Genomic DNA, 16138 nt, shown 5'->3' on the forward strand with positions numbered 1-16138 from the left:
GGTCGAAGGAGATATTGAAATGCAGGGACTTTTTTTCGAGACCGATACCGGCGCCCGATACGTGCTTCGCTTCATTGTGATGCTCATTGGCTTCTGGACCGCCTGGCGCACCGGAAAGGCTGTCGCCGAAGGTTGGGGCGAGCTGCCGCTCGTCTTCGGCTATACGCTTCTTCTTGGCGTGGTGATGCGCTTTCTTCACTACGCCCTGTTCGAAGGGCCGTTCATCAACGGCTTCTACTACGTTGTTGACATTGTCCTGCTGCTTATTTTTGCGGTAGCTGGCTTTCGTCATCGACGCACTCGCCAGATGGTGGAAAACTACTACTGGCTCTACGACAAAAGTTCTGCTTTTTCGTGGAAGAACAAAGATTGACAGCTGGGAATTTACTTTCCAGATTGCCAGCAGAGGGAAACCGTTACCGGCGCAATTATGGTGGGTATTGCCGTCGGTTCAGCAAACCAACCCGCTGAAAAAATTGGGAGTCACAATATGAAGAGGTCTCTTCTTTCCGCAGTTGCTCTGACGGCTTTGGTTGCCTTCAGCGGAGCTGCACGGGCTGATGTGCTGCTCGGCGTCGGCGGTCCTCTGACCGGTCCGAACGCTGCCTTCGGTGCACAGCTTCAGAAGGGTGCGGAACAGGCTATCGCCGATATCAACGCCGCTGGCGGCATGAACGGCGAAAAGATCAAGATCGCCCTCGGCGATGACGTGTCCGACCCGAAGCAGGGCATTTCCGTTGCCAACAAGTTTGTTGCTGACGGTGTGAAGTTCGTTGTCGGTCACTTCAACTCCGGCGTTTCGATCCCGGCTTCGGCAGTTTACGCTGAAAACGGCATCCTGGAAATCACTCCGGCTGCGACCAACCCGAAGTTCACCGAGCAGAAGCTCTGGAACACGTTCCGCACTTGCGGCCGTGACGACCAGCAGGGCAGCGTTGCCGGCAAGTACATTGTCGACAAGTTCAAGGACAAGAAGGTCGCGATCATCCATGACAAGACCCCTTACGGTCAGGGTCTGGCTGATGAAACCAAGAAGGCGATGAACGCCGGCGGCGTTAAGGAAGTCATCTACGAAGGCGTCAACGTCGGCGACAAGGACTTCTCCGCACTCATCTCCAAGATGAAGCAGGCTGGCGTTACCCTGATCTATTGGGGCGGTCTGCACACCGAAGCGGGTCTGATCATCCGCCAGTCGGCTGACCAGGGCCTCAAGGCTCCGCTGATGTCGGGCGACGGTATCGTTTCGAACGAACTCGCCTCCATCGCTGGTGACGCCGTTGCCGGTACGCTCAACACCTTCGGCCCCGATCCGACCCTGAATCCGGCCAACAAGGACCTCGTTGCCAAGTTCAAGGCTGCCGGCTTCAACCCGGAAGCTTACACGCTGTATTCCTATGCTGCGGTGCAGGTGATTGCTGCCGCTGCCAAGGTTGCTGGCACGAACGACCCGCAGAAGGTTGCCGAAGCCATGAAGTCCAAGGGTCCGTTCAAGACGGTTCTCGGCGACATGTCCTTCGACTCCAAGGGCGACCCGAAGCTTCCCGGCTACGTCATGTACGAGTGGAAGAAGGGCCCGGACGGCAAGTACAGCTACTTCCCGCAGATGTAATCTTGGATATCCCTGGCCCCAGCGTAGGTCAGGTTTCCAATGCATTGAGGCCCGGATCATGTCCGGGCCTTTTTGTTTTCATAATGTTGTGAAGGGGTTAAGAGGCCAGGCGATAGGAGCTCATGCTCAATCGGTTCAGGGGAGCCATGAGACCAGTGGTCACCGTCGGATCGACTGCTTCACGCAGTTTTACCAAACCCGTCGCAGGTTGAAATGTTACCCAGCGCGCGAGATCGTCTCCCAACCTGGCGTCTGCGATCTTGATACCGGCGTCGTGTAGGAATTGGCGCGCGAAGGCGGCATTCATTGTGCCGGGATCCATTTTCGCATCACGCCGCACGCGCCCGCCATAGAGTTTCGCCACCAGGCGTTCTGGCTCCGCTCCAAAGCGGATCAGGCTGTGCACCAAATTTGTCATGGCAGCATCGCCATAGCGATTGCGGTTTTCAGGGGAGGCCCGGTGTCCGCCGGTTGGAAGAAGGAAGTGGTTCATGCCACCGATGCCTGCAACCGGGTCATATATGCAGGCTGAGACACACGAACCGAGAACCGTAAACAGGATCGTATCGGGACTGGTCGAGACGACGCATTGACCGCCAATGACATGGATGTGGTGCGGGTCGTGCTCAATCATGGTTCTCATCCCTGTCTTATGTTGTTGCTGCGAGTGTGTGCGGCAATCATGAACGCGAAGCCCCCAACCAGGTTGTGAGATATGAGGGATGAGAAGTGCGATTTTACGCCAACATCGTCCCGAAGTTGTATTTTATTGCGACCGGGTGAAGCTGCATGCGCAGATTGTCTTTAATCGGGTAAGTCTTCTGCAACCTGTTCAATTTCATTGAGCAGGAAACGCACGCGATGACTTACGGCCAGCTTAGGCAGCTGGATTACCTCGTAATCCAAAGCGGAATAGTCTCTCTGAAGGCGATCATATTCGGCAATGGCTTCACTGATGCCGTGTCGACGCTCCGGATCGGTGACGTAGATCTCGGGCCAGGGTGGTGCCATGAAGACGCGGCGGTGATAGCGGTGTTGATCTTTCATGGCCTGCAGGAAGCGCTTGTCGCCCGTGATCGCCGTCAAGGCTGAGGCTGCGTCAATCGCGCTGCGATCAAAGAAGACGGGATCCGGCAGATGCTGGGCGGCTGCCATGTCTTTCAATGCCATGTCGATGGCGCGTCGTGCAAAGGCTTCGAGATCGACCCATGGCAGCGCGGTGCCGCCGCTCGCCAACTCCTCGGCAACAATGCGGCGTCCAGGTTCCTCGATCGTGGAGAAACCTCGGCTTTTTAGTTCTGCCAGAATGGTCGATTTGCCGCCGCCGGAGCAGCCGGATATGATGATCATGCGTGGCATGATACTCCTTTCGAATGGGAATTTGTCGGGGGTGCAGCACCACGCCAACATTTGTGGTGCTTGATGCGGCCTATACCCCGTGCAGCACCTGTGCGGCCTTCACGGCGGCGGAGGCGCGGTTCTCGACGCCGAGCTTCACATAGATCTGTTCGAGATGCTTGTTTACGGTGCGGGCCGAGAGGCCAAGGATATCGCCGATATCCTTGTTCGACTTTCCCTTGGCGATCCAGAGCAGCACTTCGGATTCGCGGATGGTGAGCGGAAAGTGCTGCCGCAGAATCTCGTCGTCACTGCGATTGTTGCTGGCGGAAACCCTGAACAGATGCTCATCCGGTCCAACGGCGCCCAGAAAGGCAAATTGCAGCTGGGCGGGGGAATCCGGCGTCACAGAAAAGGCCGTCTCGCGCGAAAAGCCTGGCTTGTCGCGGCCGGCAATCCAGCCCGACAGATAACGGGTGGCGATATCGAGACCGTCATCGGAACCGGTTGCCGCATTGATCAGGCGCGTCGCCTGCGGGGTGGACCAGTGGAGCGTGCCATTGCTGCGGATGGCGAGCAGGTGGCGTCCTGCGGCGTCAAGCGCCACCCGCGCGCTCTGGGCAGAGCGGGCATTGGAGAGGTGAACGCGGATGCGCGCGCGCAGCTCACCGATGTTGATCGGCTTGGTAAGGTAATCGACGCCACCGGCTTCCAGCGCCGTCACCACATGCTCCGTTTCGGTTAGCCCCGTCATGAAGATCACGGGCACCTGCGAGATGGCTGGATTGGCCTTCAGCCTGCGGCAGGTCTCGAAGCCGTCCATGGCCGGCATCACGGCATCCAGCAGGATCATGTCCGGCGTAATGCGCTCCACAATGGTGAGCGCCATCTGGCCGGAGGTGGCGATCAGCACCGAAAAGCCTGCCTCTTCCAGTGCATCCGTCAGGAAGCCGAGCGTTTCCGGACTGTCATCCACCAGCAGCACAATGTCGCGTGGCAGTGCTGTGTCAGACATGGGAGGCGCTCTCCTCGCTGAGGCGATTGAGGTAGGTCATATAGCCGGCAAAATCAAAAGCCTGGACATAGGCGCCCAGCGTTTCGGCAAAGGGTCGGAATTCAGGCTTGGCGGAAAGCTCCGCAAGCTTGGATTCGATGCCCCGCACATAGCCGATTTCTCCAAGTCGCAGAAGATCCTGAATGTGCATGGGGTCGGGAATGATCAAAGGCAGCGGGTTCTGCGCCTTTGCCTCTGGCGTTGCATCCTCCTGATAAAGCCAGGTGAGGCCAAGATGCATGGCGAGCTTGTCACTGAGACGCCGCAAATCGACAGGCTTGGAGATGGTGTCATTGTGGCCGTCGCCCTGGCGCGGCGCTGTGGTGCCGTCGCCAATATTGGCAGACAGCATCAGGATTGGTGCCGTCTGCCCGCCCTCGCGCAGGCGCTCCACCAGCTGCCAGCCGTTCATGCCCGGCATGGAGATGTCCACGAGGAAGAGATCGGGCCGCACGCCCTCGATGAGGGTCAGGCATTCCGTGCCGCCGCTCGCCGTGAGCACGATGAAGTCGAGCGGTGCCAGCACTTCGCGCATCATGTCGCGGTGGTCTTCGTTGTCATCGACAACGACAATCGTGCGGCGCGGACCGGTATAGGAGGCGATCTTCTTTTCCAGGGCGGGCGTGGTACTCGGCCGGTTGACGGCCGATAGCATCAGACGCACGCGGAAGCTCGAACCCTCGTCCTTGCGGCTGGTGACGGAGATTTCACCGCCCAGCGTGTTCGTCAGCAACTGCGTGATGGTCAAGCCCAGCCCAAGGCCCGGCATGGGGCGCACATTGTCCGCTTCGCCGCGCTGGAAAGGTTCGTAGATACGGGCGAGATCCTTCTCCGCGATACCGCGACCGGTATCGGCGATGGTAAAGGTCGCCACCTGGCTGCGATAGGCGACGTCGAAACGCACCGAGCCGCGATCGGTGAACTTGATCGCGTTGGAGAGCAGGTTCACCAGTATCTGGCGGACACGCTTCTCATCGGTGCGTACATATTGCGGCAGCGACGCTGCGCGCTCATGCAGGAACTCCAGCCCCTTGGCCTGTGCCTGCGGGCGGAACATTTCGACGATCTGATCCAAAAAATCCTGGATGTTGATCTCGTTGGAATAGACCTGCAGCTTGCCGGCCTCGATCTTGGAGATATCCAAAAGGCCGTCGATGAGACCGGAGAGGTGGTCGGCGGATCGCTTGATGACCCGGATCGCCGATTGGCGGGGCGTGGGAATGGTGTCATCCCGCTCCAGCAATTGGGCATAGCCCAGCACGGCATTCAGCGGCGTGCGCAGCTCATGGCTGAGGCCCACCACATAACGGCTCTTGGCGCGGTTGGCGGCTTCCGCCGTTTCCTTGGCCTGTTGCAGGGCGGCGTCGGTCTTCTTGTGGGCGGCGATTTCCTTCAAGAGAAGCGTGTTCTGGCGCGAGGATTCTTCTTCTGCCACCACCCGGCTGTCATGCGCCAGCACGTAGAACCAGGAAACGATGCCGGCAATCAGGGCAAAGACGAAGAAGACGATGAGGATGGTTCCATAGATCACATCCGCATTGGCGGGCGCTGCCAGACCTACCTGATAGGCGATCATGCCAAGGATCGCGCCGATCAGCGACACGGAAATGAGCGCGGTGAGGGCATAGCGCCCGAGGCGCGTGGTCAGCTTCTCCACCATGGTGTCGGAGAGGATGGAGCGGGCAACGGTGCCGATCTGCGCCTTCATCTGCGCGTTTGGCTTGCACATGTCATGGCAGCGGCTGTCCAGTGAGCAGCAGAGCGAACAGATCGGTGCGGCATAGGCGGGGCACCACGCCATGTCTTCAGGCTCGAACGGGTGTTCGCAGATCGAGCAGGTGATGGAGGTGACGTTCTTCCAGGCGTAACGGGGCTTACGGGCGAGATAATACCGACCCTTTGTACCCCAGGCGATCAGCGGCGAAATCAGGAAGGCAGACAGCGTCAGATAGGTGGATAGGGAAGCGGCAAGGGGCCCGAACAGCCCAAAATGCGCCATCAAGGCAATCAGCGCCGAGCCGGCCATTGCGCCAAGCCCGACCGGATTGAGATCATATAGATGCGCGCGCTTGAATTCGATGCCGGGCGGTGACAGGCCCAGCGGCTTGTTGATGAAGAGATCCGCCGAGATGGTGCAGAGCCAGGACATGGCAATGATCGAGAAGATGCCGAGCGTTGCTTCCAGCAGCCGGTAGATGCCGAGTTCCATCAGGAGAAGAGCAATCGCCACGTTGAAGATCAGCCAGACGACGCGGCCAGGATGGCTATGGGTGAGGCGCGAGAAGAAGTTCGACCACGCAAGCGACCCTGCATAGGCGTTCATCACGTTGATCTTCAGCTGCGAGATCACCACGAAGGCTGCCATCAGCAGGATGGCCGCCGTCTGGTTGGGGATCATGTAGCCGAAGGCGGCAAGATACATGTGGGCAGGGTCACCCGCCTCGCGCGGGGAAACACCCGTCGTTAGCGTCAGGACCGCCAGGAAGGAACCGGCCAGGAGTTTGGGCACGCCGACCACCACCCAGCCTGGACCGGCCAGAAACACCGCCAGCCGGTGCCGCCAGCGCCTCTGGCCCTCCGGTGGCAGGAAGCGCAAAAAGTCCACCTGTTCGCCGATCTGCGGCATCAACGCCAGGATCACCGCAGAAGCGGCTCCGAATTCCACCAGGGAAAAGGGCGAATTGGTGCCCGGTGGCGAAGCCGGATGAAAGGCCCCTGCGAAGGCGCGCCATACATCGAACTGCTGCCAGTCCGTCATCGCGATGAAGATGAAGGGTAGGATGTTGAGAATGATCCAGAAGGGTTGCGTGACCAGCTGGAAGCGCGAGATCAGCTGCACACCATAGATCACAAGCGGAATGACGACGGCGGCGCTGATGATATAGCCGATCCAGGGCGGTATGCCGAAGGCGAGATCGAGCGCGCCCGTCATGATGGATGCCTCGATCGCAAACAGCATGAAGGTGAAGCTGGCATAGACCAGCGAGGTAATGGTCGAGCCGATATAGCCGAAGCTTGCACCGCGGGTCAGGAGGTCGATATCCACGCCGTGGCGGATGGCATAGCGGCTGATCGGCAGGCCGACGATCAGCATGGCGATGGCGGCCGTCAGGATGGCGAAGAAGGCATTTGTAGTGCCATAGGAAAGGGTGATTGCGCCGCCGATCGCTTCCAGTGCCAGAAAGGAAATGGCGCCGATGGCGGTATTGGAGATGCGCGAGGAGGAAAAGCGGCGGGCGCTTTTGGCCGTGAAGCGAAGGGCATAATCTTCAAGGGTCTGGTTAGCGACCCAACGGTTATACTCTCGGCGGACGGGGATGATGCGTTGCCGCGCGGCCATGCTGAGGTGGCGTCCTTTTGTGCATGATTATGTTCTGGGCAATTTCCCCGCATATTGCCGCATTTGCAAGGGGCAAACATATTTCGCCACATCTCTGTCACAAATGCTTGTAAGTCGAGTAACACTTACCATTTCAGGCGATGCCGATATTTCCGTACAAGAGATGTCCGTCTCCTCCTCATATTGTTTCAACCTATCTTCAGCGTGGCCTGCCGTGAAACCCTCTCCCTCCAGCATTACGAACCCTGAGCAAACTTTCGGTACAGATGGTATTGCGCCGATGGATCGCCCCAGCCGCATTACCCGGTTCTTCATGGGTATTGTCGCCTGGGCCGAGAGCCTTAACTTGAAATATGCGAAACTCGGCAATCCGCCTGTTTATGATAACGCGACCTTTCCCTGGGCCGCGGAAATCGAAAAGGCCTATCCGGCCATCCGCGCGGAGCTGGACCAGATCTTGAAGCGCAAGGATGAATTGCCGAGCTTCCAGGATATCGCCACCGATGTGAAGACCATTTCGACGGACAACAATTGGAAGACCTTCTTCATGCTCGGCTTCGGCGTGAAGTCCGAGCAGAACATCAAGGCATGCCCGGAAACCTGGAAGGCGCTGCAGAACATTCCGGGGCTGACGACCGCCATGTTCTCGATCTTCGAGCCGGGCAAGCATCTTCCGGCGCATCGTGGCCCCTATAACGGCGTGCTGCGCCTGCATCTCGGCATGATCGTGCCGCCGCAGCGCGACAAGATCGCGATCCGCGTCAAGGACCAGATCTGCCACTGGGATGAGGGCAAGGTGCTGATCTTCGACGATGCCTATGAGCACGAGGCCTGGAACCACTCCGACCAGACACGCGTGGTGCTGTTCGTCGATTTCGTGAAGCCGTTGAAATTCCCGGCGCGCCTCGTCAACTGGTGCCTGATGAACCTGGCCATTTTCACGCCCTTCATCCGGGAGGGGCTGGATAACCACAATGAGTGGGAAAAGAAGTTCTACGCGGAAGCGGAAAAGCTCCGCAATCAGCCGAAGTGAAACAGACAGAGTGTCTTTTTCTGCCTTGTTTTGCAAAACCAGGAGGCCTTTCCTGAGGAGAGGCCTCTCTTTTATCTATGAAGCCTAATTTTATTAGTCTCTTTTTATGCAATTATTGTCATCCTCCCTCAAAATAGGGGGAGGCGGCGCGGCCGACATGTCCTTCCCGTCACGTTCACGCATGGGGAAGACAATGGTCAAAAACCTCAGAAGATCTCTCGCATTGAAGCTTCTTGCTGTGAGTTTGGCGGTGATCTCCGTTATTCTGGTCGCCAGCTTCACCTTTATTGTGCTTCAGGTTCGCGAACGTGTTGTGAGTTCAACACTGGAGCAGGCACAACTGGATGCAAAAAGTTCTGCCCAGAGCTTTAATGCCAAGATGAGCAATCTTGTAGGCGCAACGCGCTCCATGGCTGGTGAAGTGGAATCCGGGCTGGCCAAAGGATACCTGACGCGGGAAATGGTGACGTCTTCGCTTCCCTCGCTGATCGATCGCTTTGATCTGGTTTTTGGCTCGTGGATGACCGAGGTCAACAAGGGTTTCGACGGAAAGCTTGCGCCCGGCCAGAGCGAGGCGCAAGGCACCAATGCCGCCGGCATTTTCACGCCCTATTGGACGCGCGATAATAACGGGCACACACTTGTTCTGCCCGAAGCAATTGATGACACGGCGCCATACATGGCGCTTCCACTCAAGTCGAAGAAGACCTCGGCTACCGAACCCTACAAGGAAGAAAATGCTAACGGCGTGTTGATGATGAGCATCGCCGAACCGGTCATGGTCAATGGTACCGTGCGGGGCATCTTTGGCGTCGATATCGCGCTTGGCGGGCTTGCCAATTCGCTGAAGGACGAGCGTCCCTTCGGCACCGGTCGCGTTTACCTGCTTTCCGGAACGGGAAAATGGCTGACCGCGCCGGAAGAAAACCTTGTCATGAAGGATTATGGGCAGGAAGGCGCCAATCAGGTTAAGCAGGCGATCATGGATGGGAAGGTCACCACCATCGACGGCGTGAAGGGCGTCGATGGTGCAGAGGTCTACCGCGTGATCTACCCGTTTGCCCTGTCCGGGCTGAACACCCGCTGGTACATTGTCGAGGACGTGCCGGTCTCCGTGGTGTCATCGGTCGTCAACCAGCAGACCATGATTCTGGTTCTGAGCGGACTTGCGATTCTCGCAGCCGTTGTCGTTGCGCTGCTTCTGGCGGCACGCATCTTCATCCAGAGGCCGCTGGGCGTATTGTTGAGCGAGGTGGGTCGGCTCTCCGGCGGACATTATGATAAGCCGGTATTCGGCCAGAACCGAAGCGATGAAGTGGGTGCGTTGGCAACAGCACTTGAAAGCTTCCGCCATAAGCTGAGCGAAGGACGCCAATTGGAGGCAACCAATGAGCGCCAACGTCTGGCTGCCGAAGAAGAGCGCGGCTTGACGGAACAGGAACGTGCGGCCGCGGCAGAAACGCAGCGTCGTATCGTAGAGGCTCTTGGCCATGGCCTTTCGCGCCTCTCGGATGGTGATTTGAGCTATCGGATTCAGCAGAGCTTCCCGGGTACCTACGAAGTTCTGCGCGAGGACTTCAACTCCGCGCTGAACAGCCTCGAGCAGACGATCGCACGTCTGAACCAGTCGGCTCACACCATCAGCGACGGCAGCGGTGAAATCAGCCGAAGCGCTGACCAACTCGCCAAACGCACGGAGCAGCAGGCGGCAAGTCTGGAAGAAAGTGCTGCCGCCTTGGGCGAAATCGGGGAGAAGCTGAACGAGACCGCGCGAAATGCCGGCGAGGCGGCAAAGAAGGTCGATAGCGCCTGTGCCGATGCGCAGCGTTCCAGCCAGGTGGTACAGCGTGCGGTCGCCGCTATGGAGGGGATCGAGGATTCCTCCAACAAGGTATCGCAGATTATCGGGGTGATCGACGAGATCGCCTTCCAGACCAATCTGCTTGCACTGAACGCAGGTGTCGAGGCTGCACGTGCGGGCGAAGCGGGCAAGGGATTTGCCGTGGTGGCCCAGGAAGTCCGTGAGTTGGCCCAGCGTTCTGCAAGCGCCGCGAAGGAGATCAAGACCTTGATCTCGGCTTCGGGTGACCAGGTGCAGCACGGCGTGGCATTGGTTGGTGAAACTGGACAGGCGCTGAACCGTATTGCCGACCAGGTGCAGAGCGTGAACGGGCTCATTCAGCATATTTCTCAATCGTCGCAGGAACAGGCATCCGGTCTTCGCGAGATCAACATCGCCGTCAACCAGATGGACCAGATGACCCAGCAAAACGCGGCCATGGTGGAAGAGACATCCGCGGCATCGAGCATCCTCAATGATGAAGCCAGTGCGCTGCGGGAAATGGTCATGCATTTCAAGGTTAGCGCATCGTTCCAGTCAGGCACGCGCCGGGCCGCTTGAGGGAGGTTTGAGCATCAATGCCGCCAGGTGGTGAATGGCGGCACTCTCTACGTCAATTGACGTATGCCGTTTTGCAGCGCAGCAGCCGATAGTCATCTCGCAAGCGCAACGGGCCGTCGGCTACCAGTTGCCAAAGAACGAGAAGAGGGGTTCCACCATGACTATCAAGGCCCGGATCGGCGGCGCTATGCTCGCTGCCATCATGTCCGCAACGGCGCTTCAGGGCGCATTTGCTGCAGAAGATACCATCAAGATCGGCGTTCTCCATTCGCTCTCCGGCACCATGGCGATCTCCGAGACGACGTTGAAGGACGTCATGCTGATGCTCGTCGCCGAGCAGAACAAGAAGGGCGGCGTTCTCGGCAAGAAACTGGAAGCCGTTGTTGTCGACCCGGCATCCAACTGGCCGCTGTTTGCCGAAAAAGCGCGCGAACTGATTTCGAAGGACAAGGTCGCTGCCGTCTTCGGTTGCTGGACCTCCTCGTCGCGCAAGTCGGTTCTGCCGGTCTTCGAAGAGCTGAACTCGCTCCTGTTCTACCCAGTTCAGTATGAAGGCGAAGAATCCTCGCGCAACATCATCTACACCGGTGCCGCGCCGAACCAGCAGGCCATTCCGGCCGTCGATTACCTCATGAACTCGGAAGGCGTTCAGCGCTGGGTTCTGGAAGGCACCGACTACGTCTATCCGCAGACGACCAACAAGATCCTGAAGGCCTATCTGATGTCGAAGGGCGTCAAGGAAGCCGACATCATGATCAACTACACGCCGTTCGGCTTCTCTGACTGGCAGACGGAAGTCTCCAAGATCAAGTCATTCGGCTCGGCCGGCAAGAAGACTGCCGTCGTGTCCACCATCAACGGCGACGCGAACGTTCCGTTCTACAAGGAACTCGGCAACCAGGGCATCAAGGCGCAGGATATCCCTGTGGTCGCCTTCTCCGTGGGTGAAGAAGAACTGGCCGGTATCGACACCAAGCCGCTCGTCGGTCACCTTGCTGCCTGGAACTACTTCCAGTCCGTTGATGCGCCGGTCAATGCGGAATTCATCAAGACCTGGCATGCCTTCACCAAGAACGACAAGCGCGTCACGAACGACCCGATGGAAGCCGCCTATATCGGCTTCAATGCCTGGGTAAAGGCTGTTGAAGCTGCCGGCACCACCGACACCGACAAGGTGATCGACTCGATCGTCGGCGTCTCCGTGCCGAACCTGTCGGGCGGTTACTCCACCGTTATGCCGAACCACCACATCACCAAGCCCGTGCTGATTGGCGAAATCCAGGCCAACGGCCAGTTCGACATCGTCCAGCAGACGCCTCAGGTTGTCGGCGACGAATGGTCGGACTACCTGCCGGACTCCAAGGACCTGATCTCCGATTGGCGCAAGCCCATGTCTTGCGGCAACTTCAATGTGAAGACCGGCAAGTGCGGCGGCAAGGGCTCCTGATCCTCTGACGTTCCCTGACCTCAAACTTGCCGCGGGCAGGGGCATCCTTGCCCGCGGTCTTTCCCAATTTTCACCCCCCCTCTGTCCTGCCGGACATCTCCCCCACAAGGGGGGAGATCAGCTAGAGGCTGGCCAACCATTCCCACAATGGCTCCTGATGGTCGCTTGTTGGGAAGCCTGATTTGGAAATGGCGTGCGTGCTGCAGAGTGATCTCCCCCCTTGTGGGGGAGATGTCCGGCAGGACAGAGGGGGGCTAATGAAGATGTCTGCCATACTTCTGAAGGGGCGACGGATGTATCTGCGACCAGTGCGCATTCTGGCCATTCTGCTGGGCCTCATCTTGGGATTTGCCACCGCTGCGTCAAGCGCAGCCGATGACCCTGCCGCTTTGATCAAGGCGCTTGGCACCGCCAACTTCGAGCAGGCCGAAGCCATCATTGCCGATCTCGGCAAGACGGGCGATACGCGGATTGTGCCGGCTCTCGAAGCCTTTGCTGCGGGCGATCTCTATGTGCGCAAGTCCGACAGCCAGGTCTTCATCGCGAAGGCCGCGGGATCAGGCTTCACGCTGATCGATCCGGTTACGGGTGCTAGCGCTGGCGAAGCGCCGAAGAGTGCGATCACCAAGATCAAGATCAACAACAGTCTCCGGCGCGCGATCAGCTCTGCCCAGGGTGGCCTGACGCTGCTCAGCCCGGACAAGGTCGTCCGGCTGCAGGCAGCCGACTCCGTGCTGAAATCGCCGAGCGCCGAAAATCTCGAATTGCTGGAAGCCGCGCTGGCGAAGGAAACCGACCGCGCCGTGAAGCTCCGCATGGAGCAGGCCCGCGCGGTGTCGTTGTTGTCCTCCGACCGCCCTGTGGACCAAAAGCGCGCGGCAATTGCGACGTTGCAGAGTCTTGGCGGGCGTGACGCGATCGGCATCCTGATGACGGCAGCCCCGACACTCGATCCGGCGCTGAAGGGCGACCTGGACGCCGCGATCAAGAAGATCGAGGGTACGCTGGCCCTGTGGGATGCAGCGCAGAACATCTGGTATGGCCTGTCGCTCGGTTCGGTGCTGCTGCTTGCCGCGATCGGCCTCTCCATCACCTTCGGCGTGATGGGCATCATTAATATGGCGCATGGCGAGATGGTGATGCTGGGCGCCTATTCCACCTTCGTGGTGCAGGAGATCATCCGCACGAAATTCCCCGGTGCGTTCGATTATTCGCTGGCCATCGCATTGCCGGTCGCCTTCGTGGTGACGGGGGCTGCCGGTCTCATCATCGAACGCGGCGTCATCCGCTTCCTCTATGGCCGTCCGCTGGAAACGCTGCTGGCCACCTGGGGTGTCTCGCTGGTGCTGCAGCAGCTGGTGCGCTCCATCTTCGGGCCAACGAACCGCGAGGTTGGCAATCCCAGCTGGATGTCCGGTTCGTTCCCGCTCGGCGGAATGCAGGTCACCTGGAACCGCATGTGGATCGTGCTGTTCTCGCTGACGATCTTCCTCGGACTTCTGCTTCTGATGAAGCGGTCCTTCTTCGGGCTGATGATGCGGGCGGTGACGCAGAACCGGCGCATGGCCTCCTCCATGGGCATCAGAACGCCCTGGGTTGATGCCTTTACCTTCGCGCTCGGCTCCGGCATTGCCGGTATTGCCGGGGTGGCGCTCTCCCAGATCGACAACGTCTCCCCCAATCTCGGCCAATCCTACATCATCGACAGCTTCATGGTTGTCGTGTTCGGGGGTGTCGGCAATCTCTGGGGAACGCTGGTCGGCGCGCTGACGCTCGGTGTCCTCAACAAGTTCCTTGAGCCCTGGGTTGGCGCGGTTCTCGGCAAGATCCTGGTGCTGGTGCTGATCATTCTCTTCATCCAGAAGCGTCCGCGCGGTCTGTTCGCACTCAAGGGAAGGGCGATCGAAGCATGATTACGAGCTTTTTTCTCCGCGCACTGGAAGGGCGTATCGTCGCCATGGTGGCGGTGCTGCTGGGTTTTGCGGTGCTGGTGCCGATGAGCAATCTGCTGCTTGGGCCCGATAATCCGCTGCATGTGCCGACCTATGTGATGTCGCTGCTCGGCAAGTATCTCTGCTACGCGCTTCTGGCGCTAGCGCTGGATCTCGTCTGGGGGTATTGCGGCATTCTCTCCCTTGGTCATGGCGCCTTCTTCTCGCTCGGCGGTTATGCCATGGGCATGTATCTGATGCGCCAGATCGGTAGCCGCGGCGTCTATGGCGACCCCATCCTTCCCGACTTCATGGTCTTCCTCAACTGGAAGCAGTTGCCCTGGTTCTGGTACGGCTTCGACATGTTCTGGTTCGCGGCACTGATGGTGCTGGTCGTGCCGGGTCTGCTCGCCTTCGTGTTCGGATGGTTCGCCTTCCGCTCGCGCGTCAACGGCGTCTATCTATCGATCATCACGCAGGCGATGACCTATGCGCTCCTGCTCGCCTTCTTCCGCAACGATATGGGTTTCGGCGGCAATAACGGCCTGACGGACTACAAGGACATTCTCGGCTTCTCCGTTCAGTCGGATGGCACCCGCTCGGTTCTGTTTGCCCTGTCGGCAATCATGCTGGCGCTCTGCCTGATCCTGGCGTCTGCCATCGTTCGCTCGAAGTTCGGCAAGGTGCTGCTCGGCGTGCGCGATGCCGAAAGCCGGGTGCGCTTCCTGGGCTTTAGGGTGGAGAACATCAAGCTCTTCACCTTCGTCGTCTCGGCGATGATGGCGGGCATTGCAGGCGCGCTGTTCGTGCCGCAGGTCGGCATCATCAATCCGGGCGAATTTGCCCCGGCCAATTCCATCGAGGTCGTCATCTGGACGGCGGTCGGCGGGCGTTCCACGCTGATCGGTCCGATCATCGGTGCCGTGCTGGTCAACGGCGGCAAGACGATCTTCACCGGCGTTTTCCCAGAATTCTGGCTGTTTGCGCTGGGTGGCCTCTTCGTGCTCGTCACGCTGTTCCTGCCCAAGGGCATTGTCGGCACGGTCGCCCAAGCGCTCGCCAAGCGGCGGGCAGCACAGGCGGCGGAAACGCCGACGCATCTTAACGGCAAGCCCCAGGCGGCGGAGTGAGGTCAGATGATCGACAAGACTACCAACAGCCTTCTCTACCTCAACGGTGTTTCCGTTTCCTTCGATGGTTTCAAAGCGCTGAACTCGCTATCCTTTACCGTCGAGCCCGGTGAGCTTCGCGCCATCATCGGTCCGAACGGTGCCGGCAAGACGACGATGATGGACATCATCACCGGCAAGACGCGGCCGGACAGCGGTGATGTCTATTTCGATGGCGGCAAGATCGACCTTACCAAGAAGGACGAGGCGGAGATTGCCCAGCTCGGCATTGGCCGCAAGTTCCAGAAGCCGACCGTGTTTGAAAGCCATACTGTGTGGGACAATCTGGAACTGGCGCTGAACCGCAATCGCGGCGTCTTCGCAACCCTGTTCTATCGCCTGTCGGCGGAGGACAAGAATCGCATCGAGGAAATCCTGACCACCGTTCGCCTGACGCATCGCCGTGATGAGCTGGCCGCCAATCTCTCCCACGGCCAGAAGCAGTGGCTGGAGATCGGCATGCTGCTCGCGCAGGAGCCGAAGCTTCTGCTGGTGGATGAACCTGTGGCCGGCATGACCGATGCGGAAACCGCCGAAACCGCCATTCTGCTGCGCGAGATTGCCAAGACCCGATCGGTCGTGGTGGTCGAGCACGACATGGGCTTCATCCGCGATCTCGGGGTGAAGGTGACGTGCCTTGCGGAAGGTTCGGTTCTGGCCGAGGGGTCGATTGATTTCGTGTCGTCCGATCCGAAGGTCATCGAGAACTATTTGGGACGGTGAGGGGTATCTATGCGGATTACGTCACCCCCCTCTGTCCTGCCGGACATCTCCCCCACAAGGGGGGAGATCAGCTGGGCGCCGACCTTTTGCACC

12 protein-coding genes are annotated in these 16138 nt (G+C 59.1%); 8 read left to right on the plus strand and 4 right to left on the minus strand.

From position 1 onward, the window contains the following. Positions 1 to 19: 19 nt before the first annotated feature. Complete coding sequence (locus tag Q2T52_RS08575; RefSeq protein WP_302076291.1) at positions 20 to 373, plus strand: DUF6867 family protein; 354 nt, start codon at positions 20 to 22, stop codon at positions 371 to 373. A gap of 117 nt (positions 374 to 490) precedes the next feature. Next, positions 491 to 1609: a branched-chain amino acid ABC transporter substrate-binding protein gene (locus Q2T52_RS08580; RefSeq protein ID WP_302076292.1), complete on the plus strand. Its 1119-nt coding sequence runs from the start codon at positions 491 to 493 to the stop codon at positions 1607 to 1609. A gap of 97 nt (positions 1610 to 1706) precedes the next feature. Here Q2T52_RS08580 and Q2T52_RS08585 read toward each other — a convergent pair whose 3' ends face one another. The 4 genes from Q2T52_RS08585 to Q2T52_RS08600 form a co-directional block, all read right to left on the minus strand. Further along, positions 1707 to 2243: a chemotaxis protein CheD gene (locus Q2T52_RS08585; RefSeq protein WP_302076293.1), complete on the minus strand. Its 537-nt coding sequence runs from the start codon at positions 2241 to 2243 to the stop codon at positions 1707 to 1709. Positions 2244 to 2413: 170 nt separating this feature from the next. Beyond that, positions 2414 to 2968 (minus strand): AAA family ATPase, encoded by a 555-nt coding sequence (locus tag Q2T52_RS08590; RefSeq protein ID WP_302076294.1) that lies wholly within the window; start codon positions 2966 to 2968, stop codon positions 2414 to 2416. A gap of 70 nt (positions 2969 to 3038) precedes the next feature. Beyond that, positions 3039 to 3962, minus strand: coding sequence for a response regulator transcription factor (locus tag Q2T52_RS08595; protein ID WP_302076295.1), 924 nt, complete (start codon positions 3960 to 3962; stop codon positions 3039 to 3041). Beyond that, on the minus strand, positions 3955 to 7341 hold the full coding sequence (locus Q2T52_RS08600) for a hybrid sensor histidine kinase/response regulator (protein WP_302076296.1): 3387 nt from the start codon (positions 7339 to 7341) through the stop codon (positions 3955 to 3957). Before Q2T52_RS08600 ends, Q2T52_RS08595 begins: the two co-directional genes overlap by 8 nt. 214 nt (positions 7342 to 7555) lie before the next feature. Between Q2T52_RS08600 and olsC the strand changes: the two genes are divergently transcribed. The 6 genes from olsC to urtD all read left to right on the plus strand — a co-directional run bounded on the left by olsC (position 7556) and on the right by urtD (position 16045). After that, positions 7556 to 8374, plus strand: a complete 819-nt coding sequence (gene olsC / locus Q2T52_RS08605) for an ornithine lipid ester-linked acyl 2-hydroxylase OlsC (protein WP_436799511.1) — start codon at positions 7556 to 7558, stop codon at positions 8372 to 8374. A 223-nt stretch (positions 8375 to 8597) separates the two neighbouring features. Continuing rightward, complete coding sequence (locus tag Q2T52_RS08610) at positions 8598 to 10775, plus strand: methyl-accepting chemotaxis protein (protein ID WP_302076298.1); 2178 nt, start codon at positions 8598 to 8600, stop codon at positions 10773 to 10775. Positions 10776 to 10932: 157 nt separating this feature from the next. Next, a complete protein-coding gene (gene urtA / locus Q2T52_RS08615; RefSeq protein ID WP_302076299.1) occupies positions 10933 to 12222 on the plus strand; it encodes an urea ABC transporter substrate-binding protein in 1290 nt (429 codons plus the stop codon). Positions 12223 to 12515: 293 nt separating this feature from the next. Further along, entirely contained in the window at positions 12516 to 14135 is a 1620-nt protein-coding gene (gene urtB, locus Q2T52_RS08620) for an urea ABC transporter permease subunit UrtB (RefSeq protein ID WP_302076715.1), read from the plus strand. After that, on the plus strand, positions 14132 to 15283 hold the full coding sequence (gene urtC, locus Q2T52_RS08625) for an urea ABC transporter permease subunit UrtC (RefSeq protein WP_302076300.1): 1152 nt from the start codon (positions 14132 to 14134) through the stop codon (positions 15281 to 15283). Before urtB ends, urtC begins: the two co-directional genes overlap by 4 nt. Positions 15284 to 15289: 6 nt before the next feature. Then, positions 15290 to 16045, plus strand: coding sequence for an urea ABC transporter ATP-binding protein UrtD (gene urtD, locus Q2T52_RS08630; protein WP_302076301.1), 756 nt, complete (start codon positions 15290 to 15292; stop codon positions 16043 to 16045). Positions 16046 to 16138: the final 93 nt, after the last annotated feature.

This window comes from Rhizobium oryzicola (assembly GCF_030504645.1).
Taxonomy (GTDB): Bacteria; Pseudomonadota; Alphaproteobacteria; order Rhizobiales; family Rhizobiaceae; genus Neorhizobium; species Neorhizobium oryzicola.